Origin of the sequence: Streptomyces sp. NPDC101151, assembly GCF_044768335.1 — a bacterium.
GTDB lineage: Bacteria > Actinomycetota > Actinomycetes > Streptomycetales > Streptomycetaceae > Streptomyces.
Genome location: NZ_JBIWPP010000029.1, coordinates 1 through 16,968, shown reverse-complemented (window position 1 = coordinate 16,968; position 16,968 = coordinate 1). Strand labels below are relative to the sequence as shown.

Here is a 16,968-nt window from a genome sequence, read left to right as displayed (position 1 = left end):
GTGCCGGGCATGGCAACGAAGACACAGGACGTCACCAAGACCGACGACGAGCAGGCACCGGAGGAGGCAACGGCGGCCGCGGCCGCCGACGCCGCAGCGGACGGTGCGGAACCGGACGGCCGGCCGGCCGAGGAGGGCGGGACCGAGACGGCACCCGAGGGGTCCGAGGAGGCGCCGGAGGAGAAGGCCCCCTCCGGGGTCGGCCAGGGTGCCGGTGCCGTGGTCTCCGCCGCGCTGGGCCTGGTCTCGCTCAGCGGCGGCTGGATCGGCACGGTCGCCGCCGCCCGTGAGACCCTCGTCGGCCAGCTGAAGACCTCGTCCACCGCGAGCGTCGCCCAGCAGGTCAAGGAGGTCTACGGCGACGCGTGGCACACCACCGCGCTGTGGGCCGGCCTGTTCGCGCTCGCCGCGCTGATCACCGGCGTGGTGGTGCTCGCCCGGCCCGCGTTCGGCGCCCCGGGCCGCCCGCAGGCCGCCTGGATCAAGTCCGTCGCCTGGGCGGGCGTCTCGCTCGGCGTCCTCGGCCTGGTCCTGGCCGTCCTGAAGTACTCCGACGCGCTGCTCGCCCTGCCCTCGACCGGCTGAAGAACCGCAGGTCCCCAGGGGCCTTAGGGAATCCGTGAGTACCTTACGGAGCCCCTGAGGCCCCTTACGCGCATCCAGGGCCGGCCACACGCGTGAAGATGCGGAACTCTCCCGATGTGGCGCACCCGCCTGGGAGACGAAGGTAGAGGCATCGCGGAAAGCGATGAACGAAACCACCTCTCCCGAAGGACGGGCCATGTTCGAGTTCGAACTCCATCGGATGCGTTCCGCCGAGCTGCGCCAGGAGGCCGCACAGGAGCGCCTCGCCCGCGAGGTCCGCCGCTCCCGCCGCACCGCCCGCCGCACGGCGGCTGCCCAGGACAGCACCGCGGCTGCCGAGACCCATACCGACCGCCCCCGCCGGCACCGGCTCCCGCGCACCGCGTGAGCGCCGGTCCGGCGGGAGCCGGCAGCACGGACGGCGGCCGCACGGGGGTCGGCCGCCGTCCGTCCCAGGGTCGTACGACTCTCCCGGAGCGTCGTACGACCCTTTCGCCTGTCCCTACGACCGTCCCACCCTTTGGTAGGACCATCGCACCGCAACTGTGGAAAACGGGTGCCGTGCCGTCCGGCCCTCGTGCGATGCTCGGGCCCGTGGAGACCAGGTCCGTCAGTCCCGTGTTCGTCGGCCGCACCGACGAGTTGGCCACCTTGAACGACGCGCTCGCCCGTGCCGCCGCGGGGGAGCCGCAGGCGCTGCTGCTCGGCGGTGAGGCGGGGGTCGGCAAGACCCGCCTCGTCGAGGAGTTCGCCATGGCCGCCTGCCGCTCGGCCGCCGTGGTCGCCGTGGGCGGCTGTGTGGAGATCGGCGCCGACGGGCTGCCCTTCGCCCCGTTCTCCACCGCGCTGCGCGCCTTGCGCGACGCCCTGCCCGCGGAGTTCACCGCCGCCGGGGCCGGACAGGAGGAGGAACTGGCCCGGCTGCTGCCCGAGCTGGGGGAGGCCACCTCCAGCCGCCATGACGAGCAGGGCATGGCCCGCCTGTTCGAACTCACGGTCCGGCTGCTGGAGCGCGTCGCCGCTGAGCACACCGTCGTGCTCGTCCTGGAGGACCTGCACTGGGCCGACGCCTCCACCCGCCACCTCCTCGCCTACCTCTTCCGCACCCTGCGCACCGGCCGCATCCTCGTCCTCGCCACCTACCGCGCGGACGACATCCACCGACGCCACCCGCTGCGCCCCCTGCTCGCCGAACTCGACCGGCTGCGCACCGTCCACCGGCTGGAACTCGCCCGTTTCACCCGCGCGGAGGTCGCCCGCCAGATCGCCGGCATCCTCGCCGCCGAACCCGACCCGGCCCAGGTCGACGAGATCTTCGAACGCTCCGACGGCAACGCCTTCTTCGTCGAGGAACTCGCCGTCGCCGCCTGCGAGGGCTGCTGCACCGGCCTCACCGACTCCCTGCGCGATCTGCTCCTGGTCCGGGTCGAGACGCTGCCCGAGAGCGCCCAGCGGGTCGCCCGGATCGTCGCCGAGGGCGGCTCCACCGTGGAGTACCGGCTGATCGCCGCCGTCGCCCGGCTCACCGAGGACGACCTCATCGAGGCGCTGCGGGCCGCCGTGGGAGCCAACATCCTCACCGCGACCCCGCAGGGCGACGGCTACCGCTTCCGGCACGCCCTGGTCCGCGAGGCGGTCGCCGACGACCTGCTGCCCGGGGAACGTTCCCGCCTCAACCGCCGCTACGCCGAGGCAGTCGAGGGCGACCCCACGCTCGTCCCCGCCGACGCACGCGTGATGCGCCTGGCCAGCTACTGGTACCACGCCCATGACGCCGCCCGGGCCCTGCCCGCCGTCCTGGACGCCTCCGTCGTCGCCCGCAGCCGGCACGCCTACACCGAGCAACTGCGGCTCCTGGAGCGGGCGATGGAGCTGTGGGACACCGCCCCCGAGGAGGTCCGCTCCGCCCTGCGCCCGGTCGACTACACCGACGTCTACCCGCCCTGCGGCTGCGACCCGGCGACCACGCCGCTGCGCTATCTCGACCTGATGGCCGAGGCGGCGATCGCGGGCCGCTTCGGCGGGGAACGCGAACGCGCCCTGAAGATCATCAAGCGGGCGCTGCGGCTGCTGGAGGACGAACCGGATCCCCTGCGCGCCGCCTGGTTCTGGGTGCAGCGCTCCCGTGTGGTCCAGGTGCTGGCCCGAGGCGACGGATGGCAGGAACTGGCCACCGCGCAGGAGCTGGTGCGGGGTCTGCGGCCCTCGGAGGTGCACGCCGAGGTGCTGGCGGAGGCCGCCAGCTGGTCCATGCTGCACCGACCCGGGTCCGAGGCCTTCGCGGCCGCCGAGCGCGCCGTCGAGTATGCGCGGATGGTGGGTGCCCGCGAGATCGAGCTCAACGCCCGCCTCACTTTGGGCGGCCTCACGGTGGACGCCGGCGACGTGGAGGCCGGGCTCGCGGAGATGCGGCACGTCAAGGAGCACGCCCTGACGGAGGGCGTGACCCATGTGGTGGGCCGCGCCTATGTGAACCTGCCGGCCACGCTGCAGGCCGTCGGCCGCGACCGGGAGGCCGAGCCCATCCTGCGCGAAGGCATCGCCCTCACCCGCAGATTCGGGCTGCTCGACTCCCAGGCATGGGTGTGGGGCAACTTCTCCGACACGCTGTACGCGCTCGGCCGGTGGGAGGAGGCCGCCGAGGCCGCCGGGCAGGCGATGCGCATCGGCCACAGTGCCAAACCCCAGGGCGCGGGCGCCCTGCGCCTGGCGAACCTCGCTCTGGCCCGCGGTGACATCGCCGAGGCCGGCCGCCAACTGGCCACCGCCCGCACCCGCTTCGGCGCCCACGACCCGATGCCCCAGCAGGGGCTGCCCCTCGCCCGCATCACCGTCGGAGTCGCCGCCGAGGAGGGCCGGATCCTCGACGCCCGCGCCGAACTGCTCACCGCCGTGGAGGCCGGCTTCCCGCCCGGCACCCACCGCTACGCCTGGCCCCTGTTGCTGGCCGCCGCCATCGCCGAGGCCGACGCCCGCACCGTGCCCGCCGCCGAGCCCGGCCGCGCCGAGCTGCTCGACCGCCTCTCCGAGGCCACCCGCAGGCTCACCACCGGCGTACCCCTGTGGGCGGCCTACAGCCGGTGGACCCGTGCGGAACTGGACCGGGCCGAGAGCAGGGACACCGTCGACACCTGGGCACCGGTGGTCAGCTCCTTCGAGTGCCTGGACCGCCCCTACGACCTCGCCCGGGTCCGCCACCGCCTCGCGCAGGCCCTGCTCGCCCACGGCGGTGAGGACGAGCGCGACCGGGCCGTGGAGCTGCTCAGGCTCGCCGGGGCCGTCGCCGACCACCTCGGCGCCCGCCCGCTCGCCGACGCGGTCACCCGGCTCGCCCAGCGCGCCCGCCTCACCCTCGCCCGCACCCCACGGGGGGCCCTCGCACCCGCCGACCCGGCACAGGCACTCGGCCTCACCAGCAGGGAACGGGACGTCCTCCGTCTGGTCTCGGCCGGCCGCACCAACCGCCAGATAGCCGAGGAACTTTTCATCTCCCCGAAGACCGCGAGCGTCCACGTCTCCAACATCCTGTCCAAGCTCGGTGTCTCGGGCCGGGGAGAGGCAGCGGCGGTGGCGCATCGGCTGGGCCTGTTCCCGGCCGACACGCTCACCGCCCCTACGGCGGGCTGAGACGTACGCTGGAGGAAACCGGCAGGGGGGAGAAGCCGTGTTCAACGCCTTCGAGGAACTGTTCGCACCCGGTCGCAAACACACCCACGACGAGGAGAAGCGTCTGGAGCTGAGCCGGGAGGACGTCGGGGACAACGACCCCGGCCGGGGGCCCATAGATCTCGCATCGGGAAAGGTCGTCGTACGCCCGCCCAAGCAGCCTTCCACCGATACGCAACCCGGGGACGACGACGAGTGAGCGGGCGATGAGACCCGGCGCTACTTCACCTCCACCTCCAGCACCCGGTCGTCCCCCTTCCTGGGCGTCCCGCGGCCGTCCGTGTTGCTCGTGACCAGCCATATCTTGTCGCCGCCCGCGGCAACCACCGTGCGCAGGCGGCCGTACTCACCCTTGAGGAAGGACTGGGGGGCTGCCGAGGCGCTGGTGCCCTGCAGGGGAATGCGCCACAGGCGTTGTCCCTTGAGGCCGGCCATCCAGACCACGCCGTTGACCTGGGCGATACCGCTGGGGGAGGCATCGTCGGTGTGCCACTGGGCTATCGGGTTGTGGACGCCGGCGTCGGAGGACTTGCCCTCGGCGTCCGGCCAGCCGTAGTCGTCGCCCGGCTTGATCGCGTTCAGCTCGTCCCAGGTGTCCTGTCCGAACTCCGAGGCGAACAGGCGCTGTTCGGGGTCCCAGGCCAGGCCCTGGACGTTGCGGTGGCCGTACGAGTACACCGGGGAGTCGGGGAACGGGTTGCCGGGGGCCGGCTCGCCCTCCGGGGTCAGGCGCAGGATCTTGCCGCCCAGGGACTCCTTGTCCTGGGCCAGGCCGCGGTCTCCGCTCTCGCCGGTGCCCGCGTAGAGCATCTTGTCGGGGCCGAAGGCGATGCGGCCGCCGTTGTGGATGATCCCCTTGGGGATGCCCTTGAAGACGGTGTCGGGCGCGCCCAGTTGCTCGCCGGCCGGCTTCTGCTCGTCGTACAGCATCCGGACGATGCGGTTGTCCGACGCCGAGGTGAAGTAGGCGTAGATCATGTGGTCCGAGGCGTAGTCGGGCGACAGGGCGATGCCCAGCAGGCCGCCCTCGCCGGCCGGGGAGACCCCGGAGACCGTGCCCAGCTCGGTCTTCCGGCCCGTCTTCTCGTCGATCCGGGTGATCGTGCCGTCGTCCCGGGAGGAGACCAGCAGGCCGCCACCGGGGAGCGGGGCCAGGCCCCAGGGTGTCTTCAGGCCCTCGGCCACCGTGCGCAGCACCTTCACCGAGCCCTTGGCCGGTGGAGCCGACTCGGTGGCCCGGGCGGAGGAGGCGGCGGCACCCGGTGATGTCGTACTCCCGCGAGCGGCCGGCGAGCCACCGCCGCCGGAGGAGCAGCCCGCCGTCAGCAGGAGCGCGGACACGGCCAACACGGCCGTCACAGCTCGACGTTGCACGATCATGGTCCCTTTCGACAGCGGCGGTCCTACGACAGCCTCTCCCTCTCATACACCGCTCGCCCCACCCGGGTTCCCGGTCCGCGAGAACCGCATGCGGAACCGCTCAGTCCCAGGACCCCTGCGCGGCCGGCAGCCGGGACACCTCCGCCAGGTCCTCCGCGCTCAGCCGCACGGCGGCCGCGGCCGCGTTCTCCTCGGCCCAGCGCTCCCGCTTGGTGCCGGGAAGCGCAATCACATGACGGCCCTGGGCGAGCACCCAGGCCAGGGCCACCTGGGCCGCGGTGACGTCCTCGCCGTGCCGGCGGGCGACGCGGCGCAGACCGGCGACGATCGGCTGGTTGGCCGCCATCATCTCGGCCGTGAAACGAGGGTGGCGGGCGCGCAGGTCGTCCGGCTCGAAGCCCTCGCCCGGGGTGAGCGTGCCGGTCAGGAAGCCGTTGCCCAGCGGCATCGCCGCCAGGAAGCCCACGCCCCGCGCCGCGCACCACGGCAGCAGCGCGTCCAGCGCCTCCGGCGACCACACCGACAGCTCGGCCTGCACCGCGGTCACCGGGAAGACCTGCTGCATCCGCTGGAGCTGGCGCAGGGTCGCGTCGTGCAGGGACCCGGAGCGGCGCCCGCCGCGCGCGCCCATCGCGCTCAGGCCCAGCGCCCGTACCTTGCCCGCCTGCACCAGCTCGGCCATCGCACCCCACGTCTCCTCGACGGGGACCTCCGGGTCGGCGCGGTGCAGCTGGTAGAGGTCGATCACATCCGTCTGCAGGCGCCGCAGCGAGGCGTCGCAGGCCCGCTTCACATATCCCGGGCGGCCGTTGGCCACGATGTGCTGCTCGCCCACGAGCAGCCCCACCTTCGTCGACACGAAGGCGTCCCGGCGCCGTTCCTTCAGCACCCGGCCCAGCAGCAGCTCGTTGGTGAACGGGCCGTACATGTCGGCCGTGTCCAGGAGGGCCGAGCCCAGGTCCAGCGCCCGGTGCACCGTTCTGAGCGACTCGTCGCCCCGCTGCCGGGAACCGCTGTACGCCCAGCTCATCGGCATGCACCCGAGTCCGACGGCCCCCACCGCGAGCGCCCCCGCGCCGATCGTCCTGCGCTCCACCTGCTCGTGAACCTCCCTCTCCTGGGCCCCAACCTAACCTCTGCACACCTGTACGACTGACATAGCCTCCTGCCATGAGTGCAGACGTGTGGCTTCCCATCGCGCCGGAGGAGATCGAGGGGCTTCCCGCAGGGCCCAGGTACCTGTTCTGGGACGGGGGCGAGGACGGCGACCAGGCGTTTCCCGGCGACCCCGCGGACTGCGTCCTGTACGTGGTGCCGTACATGAAGCGGTGGCCGGTCAAGGTGCGCCCGCTGGAGCATCTGACCAACGTCCGCGTCATCCAGACGCTCACCGCGGGCGTCGACGACATCACCGCCCGGCTGTCGGCCATCGTGCCCGGCGTCCGGCTGTGCAACGCGCGCGGTGTGCACGAGGCGAGCACGGCCGAACTCGCGCTGACCCTGACCCTGGCCTCCCTGCGCGGCATCCCCGGGTTCGTCCGGGCCCAGCAGGAGGGCCACTGGCAGGGCGGCTTCCGCCCCTCCCTCGCCGACAAGAACGTCCTCATCGTGGGTTACGGCGCCATCGGCACCGCCATCGAGGACCGGCTCGCACCCTTCGAAGTGGCGCGGGTGGCGCGCGTCGCGCGCTCCCAGCGCACCACGGCGCGCGGTCTGGTGCACCCGCTCACCGAATTGCCCTCACTGCTTCCGGACGCCGATGTCGTGATCCTTTCCACGCCCTTGACAGAGGACACCCGAGGCCTGGCCGACGCCGAATTCCTGGGCCGGATGAAGGACGGGGCGCTGCTCGTGAACGTCGCCCGAGGGCCCGTCGTCGACACCAAGGCACTGCTCGCGGAGCTGGAGAACGGGCGCATCACCGCGGCCCTGGACGTGACCGATCCCGAGCCGCTGCCGCCGGGACATCCCTTGTGGCAGGCGCCCGGCGTGCTCATCAGCCCGCACGTGGGCGGGCCGAGCTCGGCCTTCCTGCCGCGCGCAAAGCGGCTGCTCGTGGACCAGTTGACCCGCTTCGTGAACCGGGAGCCCCTGCGGAACGTGATCCTCACAACGGGGGCGTAATCCGCTTTCCGGCACCCTCTGCAATCCTTCGGACGCGGGCCGTACTCGCACCTCCACTGATCGTCACGGAGCGTAGAGAAGCTATGTCCCTGAGTGACGATCCTGGTGTATCGTCCCGACAGGGGCTGCGCCGCTGACTTTTGGCGCCGGGGATGGACATTTCAGATTTTGTGAGGGGGGCGACGGGCGATGCACGGCCTATGGACGAACGATCCGACGCGGCGGAGCCGCCGACGGCGACCCTGGCGCTCGGCGGCGCGCAGACACGGCCACCACACGAACCATCACAGCCACCACCGCAAGCCGGGCGGCCGCAGGAGGCATGCGCACCGGGACCCACGGGACCCGGGGGCGGCAGGGACCGGGAGGCCCCGGTGAACGCGCCGCCCTCCGTGACCACCACCCTCGAGGGCGCGCTGTACGTGGCACAGTCGCCGGGGGCACCCGTGCCGTCCCGTCCGCCGGCCGTCGGCGACGGACCGCGGCTGGTCCATCAGCTCGTCCTCGCCCTGGCCTGCGGCGCCTATGCCATCGGGTCCACCTTCGACTGGGGCTCCGGCCGGATCGCGCTGATCATGGGCGACTTCGGGCTGAGCGCGGCGGCGGGCGCCGCCGCCGTCTCCTGCTTCCTCTACGCCCGCAGCCCGCGGGTCCGCTTCCGGCCGGCCTGGCTGCTGTTCGCGCTCTCCTCGGCGATGGCGGCCCTGGGCAACGCGGTCTGGGGGTGGTACGAGGTCGTGCTGGGGCGCCCCGTGCCCAGCCCGAGCTACGCCGACCTGTTCTTCCTGTGCTTCGCGCCTCCCGCCATCGTGGGTCTGCTGGTCCTCGCCAAACGGCCCGTGAGCCGGGCGGGCTGGATCTGCCTGTCGCTGGACGCCTGGCTGATCGGCGGCTCGCTGCTCACCCTGTCGTGGAGCCTCGCACTCGCCCAGGCGGCCCGGTTCGACGGGCCGAGCGTGGCGCACACCGCGCTGTCCCTCGCGTACCCGCTGCTCGACATCGCGCTCGTCAGCATGGTGCTCGCGCTGCACTTCCGCCGCTCCCCGGGCAACCGCACGGCGGTGAACACGGCGATCGGCGCGCTCGCCCTGACCGTGATGTGCGACGCGCTGTTCACCTCGCCGCTGCTGCACAGCAGCTACCGCTCCGGACAGCTGCTGGACGCGGGCTGGTTCGCCGGTTCGCTGCTGCTCGCCTACGCCCCCTGGGCCGCCCCACGGCGCCCGGGAGCACAGGACGGCGAGCGGCACGTACCGGACGGGTACACGCGCGTGGTCCACGAGCACGTGCCCGGACAGCGCAGCACGGGCCACCCGTACGTGCCCGCGCCGGCACCGGGAGGCGATCACACCCGGTACCCGGCCGGACGGCCGCTCACCGGTTCGCTCGCCGCGCTCACCCCGTACCTCGCCGCCGCCGTGTGCACCCTGGGCATCCTGTACAACGTCCTCAACGGCCGCAAGCCCGACCATGTCGTGCTGATCACCGCGGGTGCCGTCGTACTGGCACTCGTCATCCGCCAGGGCATCATGCTGCTGGACAACATCACCCTCACCCAGGAACTGGCGCAGAAGGAGAACCACTTCCGCTCCCTGGTGCAGGGCTCCAGCGACGTCATCATGATCGCCGCACCCAACGGCATCCTCCGGTACGTCTCCCCGGCCGCCGCCGGGGTCTACGGACGGACCGCCGAGGAGCTGGTGGGCACGGAGCTGGCCGCTCTGATCCACCCGGAGGACCTGGGCTGTGTGGTGCACGAGGTGCGCCGGTTCCTCGCCGTCAGCCCGCTGGAGGAGGCCACCACACGCATCGAGTGCCGCTTCCGGTCCGGCGAGGGCGGCTGGCTCAACGTCGAGTCGACCGTCAACCGGCATCACGGCGGCCTGATCTTCAACAGCCGGGACGTGACCGAAAGAGTGCGGCTGCAGGCTCAGTTGCAGCACAACGCCGAGCACGACCCGCTCACCGACCTGCCCAACCGGGCGCTGTTCACCAAGCGCGTCCAGCAGGCCGTGTCCGGCCGCCGCTCCACCGACCGGGGCGCCGCCCTGCGCGGCACGGCCGTGCTCTTCATCGACCTGGACGGCTTCAAGGCCGTCAACGACACGATCGGACACCAGGCGGGGGACGAACTGCTCGTCCAGGCCGCCCGCAGACTCCAGGACGCGGTCCGGCACGGGGACACCGCGTCCCGGCTGGGCGGCGACGAGTTCGCGGCCCTGATCGTCGGGGACGGCACCCGTGACCGTGCCGCCCGGGAGCGCAACATCCTGGAGCTCGCCGACCGCCTCAGGGTGACCCTCTCCCAGCCCTACGCCATCGACGGCAACGATGTCCGGGTCAACGCCTCCATCGGTGTCGCCTTCGCCGAGACGGGGCTCGGCGCGGGCGAGTTGCTGCGCAACGCCGACCTGGCGATGTACCGCGCGAAGTCGGCCGGGAAGGGCCGCGTCGAGCTGTACAAGCCGCAGATGCAGCAGGACGTCGTACGCAAGGCGGAGCTGGCCACACGGCTGCGCGCCGCGCTGCACGACGGCGAGTTCGCGCTGCTGCACCAGCCGGTGGTCTGTCTGAAGAGCGGCCGGATCACCTCCGTCTCGACGCAGGCGCGCTGGCGCTCCTCCCAAGGGGTGCTGTTCACCCCGGCCGAGTTCCTGCGGGTGACCGAGGACGGCGACAAGACCGCCGAGCTGGACCGCTGGATCCTCCAGGAGGCCGTGGAGCAGGCCGCAGAGCGGGCCGCCACCGGGACCGTGGTGCCGGTGGCCGTGCGGATGAGCGCCCGGCGGCTGCTGGACCGCTCGGTGCCGCTCGGCTCCGTGGAGGCGCTGCTGACCCGGCACGGGCTGCCGCCCGGCGCACTGGTCGTCGAGCTGTCCGACACCGACCCGAGGACCTCGCTCGAGGAGCTGGAGCGGCGCCTGACCGCGCTCAACCGGCTCGGCGTGCGGATCGCGCTGGACGGCTTCGGGAGCGGCTACGCGGCGATCACGGCCCTGAGGCGGCTGCCCGTGGACGTACTCAAGCTCGACCGCGGTCTGGTCGAGGGCGTCGTGGAGTCCGCACGGCTGCACAAGATCACCAGCGGGCTGCTCCGCATCGCCGGCGATCTCGGCCTGCAGTCGGTCGCCGAGGGCGTGGACCTGCCGGAACAGGTGGTCGCGCTGCGCGCGATGGGCTGCACCCACGGGCAGGGCATGGCGTTCGCGGGGCCGCTGGACGAGTACCGGCTGCGCCGGGCGCTCGGATCCGGCCATTATCCCGTGCCGCACGCGCCGGCCGAGCCGGCGTTCGCGGGCGGGGGCGCGGGGGTGTACACCGGAGGTGTGTCCGCCGTCTTCGGAGGTGGCAGTGCCCTTCGCTCACATAATGAGACTCCCGTCCCACCCACTTGACACGTGGTGCGTGCCGGGGGGAGGGTCAGTGCCATGCGCACCCGAATTCTCGTACTTGGACAGCGCGTCGGCTGAGCTGGGACCCACCGGAGGACGATCCGGAATCCCCAGCAACTTCACCGGCGCGCTCCCCTCGCTTGCCCTACGGCACGAGGGGTTTTTTGTTGCACGAGCGCCTTTCGTGCACTGCTTGAAATACGCCTAAACCTCGCAAAAACCCTCAGCATCGAGAAGAGAATGCCGATGACCGAGCAGGCCACCGGGGCCCATCCGCAGCCCCGGCCCCGATCCGGAGGACAGTCCGCCCCCGTCGAGCACGTCACGGGTGCGAAGTCCCTCATCCGCTCCCTCGAGGAGGTCGGCGCTGAGACGGTATTCGGTATTCCCGGCGGTGCGATCCTCCCGGCGTACGACCCGCTGATGGACTCCACCCGGGTCCGCCACGTGCTGGTCCGGCACGAGCAGGGCGCCGGCCACGCGGCCACCGGCTACGCGCAGGCCACCGGCAGGGTCGGCGTGTGCATGGCCACCTCGGGTCCCGGCGCCACCAACCTGGTCACGCCGATCGCTGACGCGCACATGGACTCGGTGCCGCTGGTCGCGATCACCGGCCAGGTCGCCTCGAAGGCGATCGGCACGGACGCCTTCCAGGAGGCGGACATCGTCGGCATCACCATGCCGATCACCAAGCACAACTTCCTCGTCACCAAGGCCGAGGACATCCCGCGGGTCATCGCGGAGGCCTTCCACATCGCCTCCACCGGCCGCCCGGGTCCGGTCCTGGTCGACATCTCCAAGGACGCCCTCCAGGCGAAGACCACCTTCTCCTGGCCGCCCACCATGGACCTGCCCGGCTACCGCCCGGTGACCAAGCCGCACGCCAAGCAGATCCGCGAGGCGGCCAAGCTGATCACCTCGGCCAAGCGGCCCGTCCTCTACGTCGGCGGCGGCGTCCTCAAGGCGCAGGCCACCGCCGAGCTGAAGGTCCTCGCCGAACTCACCGGAGCGCCCGTCACCACCACCCTGATGGCGCTCGGCGCGTTCCCCGACAGCCACCCGCTGCACGTGGGAATGCCGGGCATGCACGGTGCGGTCACCGCCGTCACCGCGCTGCAGAAGGCCGACCTGATCGTCGCCCTCGGAGCCCGCTTCGACGACCGTGTCACCGGCAAGCTGGACAGCTTCGCCCCGTACGCCAAGATCGTCCACGCCGACATCGACCCGGCCGAGATCGGCAAGAACCGCGCCGCCGACGTGCCGATCGTCGGCGACGCCCGCGAGGTCATCGCCGACCTGGTCCAGGCCGTGCAGAAGGAGCACAGCGAGGGCAACAAGGGCGACTACACCGCATGGTGGAGCGACCTCAACCGCTGGCGCGAGACCTACCCGCTCGGCTACGACCAGCCCGAGGACGGCTCGCTGTCCCCGCAGCAGGTCATCGAGCGCATCGGGCAGCTCGCACCCGAGGGCTCGATCTTCGCGGCGGGCGTCGGCCAGCACCAGATGTGGGCCGCGCACTTCATCGGGTACGACCAGCCGGCCACCTGGCTGAACTCCGGCGGCGCCGGCACGATGGGCTACGCGGTCCCGGCCGCCATGGGCGCCAAGGCCGGCATGCCGGACCGTACGGTCTGGGCGGTGGACGGCGACGGCTGCTTCCAGATGACCAATCAGGAGCTGACCACCTGCGCCCTGAACAACATCCCGATCAAGGTCGCCATCATCAACAACGGCGCACTCGGGATGGTCCGCCAGTGGCAGACCCTCTTCTACAACCAGCGTTACTCCAACACCGTGCTGCACAGCGGCCCGGAGGCGGACGGCAAGCAGCCGAGCGCCGGCACCCGCGTCCCCGACTTCGTGAAGCTGTCGGAGGCCATGGGCTGCTACGCCATTCGCTGTGAGCGGCCGGAGGACCTGGACAAGGTCATCGAAGAGGCGAACTCCATCAACGACCGCCCGGTCGTCGTCGACTTCATCGTCCACGAGGACGCGATGGTGTGGCCGATGGTCGCCGCAGGCACCTCCAACGACGAGATCATGGCCGCCCGGGACGTCCGCCCCGACTTCGGCGACAACGAAGACGACTGACGACGACTGGCAAGGAAGAGCAACCAGACATGTCCAAGCACACGCTCTCCGTCCTGGTGGAGAACACGCCGGGCATCCTCGCCCGGATCGCCGCCCTGTTCTCCCGCCGTGGCTTCAACATCGACTCGCTCGCGGTCGGTGTCACCGAGCACCCCGACATCTCCCGCATCACCATCGTGGTGGGCGTCGAGGACCTGCCGCTCGAGCAGGTCACCAAGCAGCTCAACAAGCTCGTCAACGTGCTGAAGATCGTCGAGCTGGAGCCCGGCCAGGCCGTTCAGCGCGAACTCGTTCTGGTGAAGGTGCGTGCCGACAACGAGACCCGCTCCCAGATCGTGGAGATCGTCCAGCTGTTCCGCGCCAAGACGGTCGACGTCTCCCCGGAGGCCGTCACCATCGAGGCCACCGGATCCACCGAGAAGCTGTCCGCCATGCTCAAGATGCTGGAGCCGTTCGGCATCAAGGAACTGGTCCAGTCCGGCACGATCGCGATCGGACGCGGAGCCCGTTCGATCACGGACCGCTCGCTGCGCGCCCTCGACCGATCCGCGTAAGGCTGGGTACGGGCGGTCTCGTGCCGCCCGTATGCCGAGACCACGAGACTTCCCGTCCCCTCACCGTCATACGGTGGGACGCACAACCTGCACACCAAGGAGAGAACCCAAAGTGGCCGAGCTGTTCTACGACGCCGACGCCGACCTGTCCATCATCCAGGGCCGCAAGGTCGCGGTCATCGGATACGGCAGCCAGGGCCACGCCCACGCGCTGTCGCTGCGTGACTCGGGCGTCGACGTGCGAGTCGGTCTGCACGAGGGCTCCAAGTCCAAGGCCAAGGCCGAGGAGCAGGGCCTGCGCGTGGTGACTCCGGCCGAGGCCGCCGCCGAGGCCGACGTCATCATGATCCTCATCCCGGACCCGATCCAGGCCCAGGTCTACGAGGAGTCGATCGCCCCGAACCTGAAGGACGGCGACGCGCTGTTCTTCGCCCACGGCTTCAACATCCGCTTCGGCTTCATCAAGCCCCCGGCCGGCGTCGACGTCGCCCTGGTCGCCCCCAAGGGCCCGGGCCACCTGGTGCGCCGCCAGTACGAGGAGGGCCGTGGCGTTCCGGCGATCGCCGCCGTCGAGCAGGACGCCACCGGCAACGCCTTCCCGCTGGCCCTGTCGTACGCCAAGGCCATCGGCGGCACCCGCGCGGGTGTCATCAAGACGACCTTCACCGAGGAGACCGAGACCGACCTGTTCGGCGAGCAGGCCGTGCTGTGCGGCGGCACCTCCGCCCTGGTCAAGGCCGGCTTCGAGACCCTGGTCGAGGCGGGCTACCAGCCGGAGATCGCCTACTTCGAGTGCCTGCACGAGCTGAAGCTGATCGTCGACCTCATGTACGAGGGCGGCCTGGAGAAGATGCGCTGGTCCGTTTCCGAGACCGCCGAGTGGGGCGACTACGTCACCGGCCCGCGCATCATCACCGACGCCACCAAGGCCGAGATGAAGCAGGTCCTCACGGAGATCCAGGACGGCACCTTCGCCCAGAACTGGATGGACGAGTACCACGGCGGTCTGAAGAAGTACAACGAGTACAAGACGCAGGACGCCGAGCACCTGCTGGAGACCACCGGCAAGCAGCTGCGCAAGCTGATGAGCTGGGTGAACGAGGAGGCGTAAGCCCCACGTCAGGGGGTCGGGGCAGACTGCTCCGGCCCCCGTTGTCCATCCCGTCCAGCCCCGGACGGGTGATCCTTCCGCAGCGGCGCAAGACGGCCTCCGTCACGCCACTACACTGCTGCACAACATACGCGTCAGGCCCACAGCGTCGTGCGTCTTCCGCGGCTAGCCCCTCCACCGCCAGCGGCCGTCGGGACGGCCGTCCGCATTGGACTTGTGAGGACTCACGTGAGCTCGAAACCCGTCGTACTCATCGCTGAAGAGCTGTCGCCCGCGACCGTCGATGCGCTCGGCCCGGACTTCGAGATCCGGCACTGCAACGGAGCCGACCGAGCCGAACTGCTCCCCGCCATCGCCGAGGTCGACGCGATCCTGGTCCGTTCCGCCACCAAGGTCGACGCCGAGGCCATCGCCGCCGCCAAGAAGCTCAAGGTCGTCGCCCGAGCCGGCGTCGGCCTCGACAACGTCGACGTCTCCGCCGCCACCAAGGCCGGCGTGATGGTCGTCAACGCCCCCACCTCCAACATCGTCACGGCCGCCGAGCTGGCCTGCGGCCTGATCGTCGCCACCGCGCGCAACATCCCGCAGGCGAACGCCGCGCTCAAGAACGGCGAGTGGAAGCGCAGCAAGTACACGGGTGTCGAGCTGGCCGAGAAGACGCTGGGCGTCGTGGGCCTGGGCCGCATCGGTGCGCTCGTCGCGCAGCGCATGTCCGCCTTCGGTATGAAGGTCGTCGCCTACGACCCCTATGTGCAGCCCGCGCGGGCCGCCCAGATGGGCGTCAAGGTGCTGTCCCTGGACGAGCTGCTCGAGGTCTCCGACTTCATCACCGTCCACCTGCCCAAAACCCCCGAGACCCTCGGCCTGATCGGTGACGAGGCGCTGCGCAAGGTCAAGCCCGGCGTGCGCATCGTCAACGCCGCGCGCGGCGGCATCGTCGACGAGGAGGCGCTGTACTCGGCGCTCAAGGAGGGCCGCGTCGCGGGCGCGGGTCTGGACGTGTACGCCAAGGAGCCGTGCACGGACTCCCCGCTGTTCGAGTTCGACCAGGTCGTGGCCACCCCGCACCTCGGCGCTTCGACGGACGAGGCGCAGGAGAAGGCCGGTATCGCCGTCGCCAAGTCGGTGCGCCTCGCGCTCGCCGGTGAGCTGGTGCCGGACGCGGTGAACGTCCAGGGCGGCGTCATCGCCGAGGACGTCAAGCCGGGTCTGCCGCTCGCCGAGCGTCTCGGCCGCATCTTCACCGCGCTCGCGGGCGAGGTCGCGGTCCGCCTCGACGTCGAGGTCTACGGCGAGATCACCCAGCACGACGTCAAGGTGCTGGAGCTGTCGGCGCTCAAGGGTGTCTTCGAGGACGTCGTCGACGAGACGGTGTCGTACGTCAACGCGCCGCTGTTCGCGCAGGAGCGTGGCGTCGAGGTGCGCCTGACCACCAGCTCCGAGTCCGCCGACCACCGCAACGTGGTGACCGTGCGCGGCACGCTCGGTAATGGCGAGGAGGTGTCGGTCTCCGGCACGCTGGCCGGTCCGAAGCACGTCCAGAAGATCGTCGCGGTCGGCGACTACGACGTCGACCTCGCCCTCGCCGAGCACATGGTCGTCCTGCGCTACGAGGACCGCCCGGGTGTCGTCGGCACCGTCGGCCGCATCCTCGGCGAGGCGGGCATCAACATCGCCGGCATGCAGGTCGCTCGTGACGTGGTGGGCGGACAGGCGCTGGCGGTGCTGACCGTGGACACCACGGTTGCCGCCGGTGTGCTGGCCGAGGTCGCGGAGGAGATCGGGGCCACGTCCGCACGCTCGGTCAACCTGGTCTGAGGTCGCCGTCACCGGGGGGCTGCGGCCCCCCGGACCCCCGCTTCGGCCGAACGGCCTCGTCCCCCGACGGCGGACGGGCCGAACCGCCGGCCGATCGCAGTGGTGCAGAGCGCCGGGGGGGGGGGGGGGGGTGGGGCCCCCCCCCCCCCCGGGGGGGGGGGGGGGGCGGGGGCCCCCCCCCCCCCCCCCCCCCCCCCCCCCCCCCCCCCCGCCCCCCCCCCCCCCCCCCAAACAAACAACGAGC

Annotated in this window: 12 protein-coding genes; 10 read left to right on the top strand and 2 right to left on the bottom strand. The window is 71.5% G+C overall.

Features of this window, described 5'->3' with window-relative positions:
- The first annotated feature begins 9 nt into the window (after positions 1-9).
- The 4 genes from ACIRU3_RS35755 to ACIRU3_RS35740 all read left to right on the top strand — a co-directional run bounded on the left by ACIRU3_RS35755 (position 10) and on the right by ACIRU3_RS35740 (position 4,450).
- Positions 10-585, top strand: coding sequence for a hypothetical protein (locus tag ACIRU3_RS35755; RefSeq protein WP_404065569.1), 576 nt, complete (start codon positions 10-12; stop codon positions 583-585).
- A 196-nt stretch (positions 586-781) separates the two neighbouring features.
- Positions 782-973: a hypothetical protein gene (locus ACIRU3_RS35750; RefSeq protein WP_404065566.1), complete on the top strand. Its 192-nt coding sequence runs from the start codon at positions 782-784 to the stop codon at positions 971-973.
- A gap of 194 nt (positions 974-1,167) precedes the next feature.
- Positions 1,168-4,212 (top strand): AAA family ATPase, encoded by a 3,045-nt coding sequence (locus tag ACIRU3_RS35745; protein ID WP_404065564.1) that lies wholly within the window; start codon positions 1,168-1,170, stop codon positions 4,210-4,212.
- A 37-nt stretch (positions 4,213-4,249) separates the two neighbouring features.
- A complete protein-coding gene (locus tag ACIRU3_RS35740; protein ID WP_404065561.1) occupies positions 4,250-4,450 on the top strand; it encodes a DUF6191 domain-containing protein in 201 nt (66 codons plus the stop codon).
- Positions 4,451-4,470: 20 nt separating this feature from the next.
- On the opposite strand, the gene ACIRU3_RS35735 is transcribed toward ACIRU3_RS35740, so the two are convergent.
- On the bottom strand, positions 4,471-5,631 hold the full coding sequence (locus ACIRU3_RS35735) for a PQQ-dependent sugar dehydrogenase (protein ID WP_404065558.1): 1,161 nt from the start codon (positions 5,629-5,631) through the stop codon (positions 4,471-4,473).
- Positions 5,632-5,731: 100 nt separating this feature from the next.
- The gene (locus ACIRU3_RS35730) at positions 5,732-6,727 is read right to left on the bottom strand and encodes an aldo/keto reductase (protein ID WP_404065556.1); all 996 of its coding nucleotides are present in this window, start codon (positions 6,725-6,727) and stop codon (positions 5,732-5,734) included.
- A gap of 74 nt (positions 6,728-6,801) precedes the next feature.
- Here ACIRU3_RS35730 and ACIRU3_RS35725 point away from each other — a divergent pair, with 74 nt between their 5' ends.
- From ACIRU3_RS35725 to serA, 6 genes are all read left to right on the top strand, one after another.
- Positions 6,802-7,755, top strand: coding sequence for a 2-hydroxyacid dehydrogenase (locus ACIRU3_RS35725; RefSeq protein WP_404065553.1), 954 nt, complete (start codon positions 6,802-6,804; stop codon positions 7,753-7,755).
- 374 nt (positions 7,756-8,129) lie between these two features.
- Positions 8,130-11,150 carry a putative bifunctional diguanylate cyclase/phosphodiesterase gene (locus ACIRU3_RS35720; RefSeq protein ID WP_404065551.1) on the top strand — a complete coding sequence of 1,007 codons (3,021 nt, stop codon included), beginning with the start codon at positions 8,130-8,132 and terminating at the stop codon, positions 11,148-11,150.
- 237 nt (positions 11,151-11,387) lie between these two features.
- Positions 11,388-13,241, top strand: coding sequence for an acetolactate synthase large subunit (locus tag ACIRU3_RS35715; protein ID WP_404065549.1), 1,854 nt, complete (start codon positions 11,388-11,390; stop codon positions 13,239-13,241).
- Positions 13,242-13,270: 29 nt separating this feature from the next.
- Positions 13,271-13,795 carry an acetolactate synthase small subunit gene (gene ilvN / locus ACIRU3_RS35710; protein ID WP_317445551.1) on the top strand — a complete coding sequence of 175 codons (525 nt, stop codon included), beginning with the start codon at positions 13,271-13,273 and terminating at the stop codon, positions 13,793-13,795.
- A gap of 112 nt (positions 13,796-13,907) precedes the next feature.
- A complete protein-coding gene (gene ilvC, locus ACIRU3_RS35705; RefSeq protein ID WP_404065547.1) occupies positions 13,908-14,906 on the top strand; it encodes a ketol-acid reductoisomerase in 999 nt (332 codons plus the stop codon).
- Between the two features lie 228 nt (positions 14,907-15,134).
- On the top strand, positions 15,135-16,724 hold the full coding sequence (gene serA / locus ACIRU3_RS35700; protein ID WP_404065546.1) for a phosphoglycerate dehydrogenase: 1,590 nt from the start codon (positions 15,135-15,137) through the stop codon (positions 16,722-16,724).
- Positions 16,725-16,968: the final 244 nt, after the last annotated feature.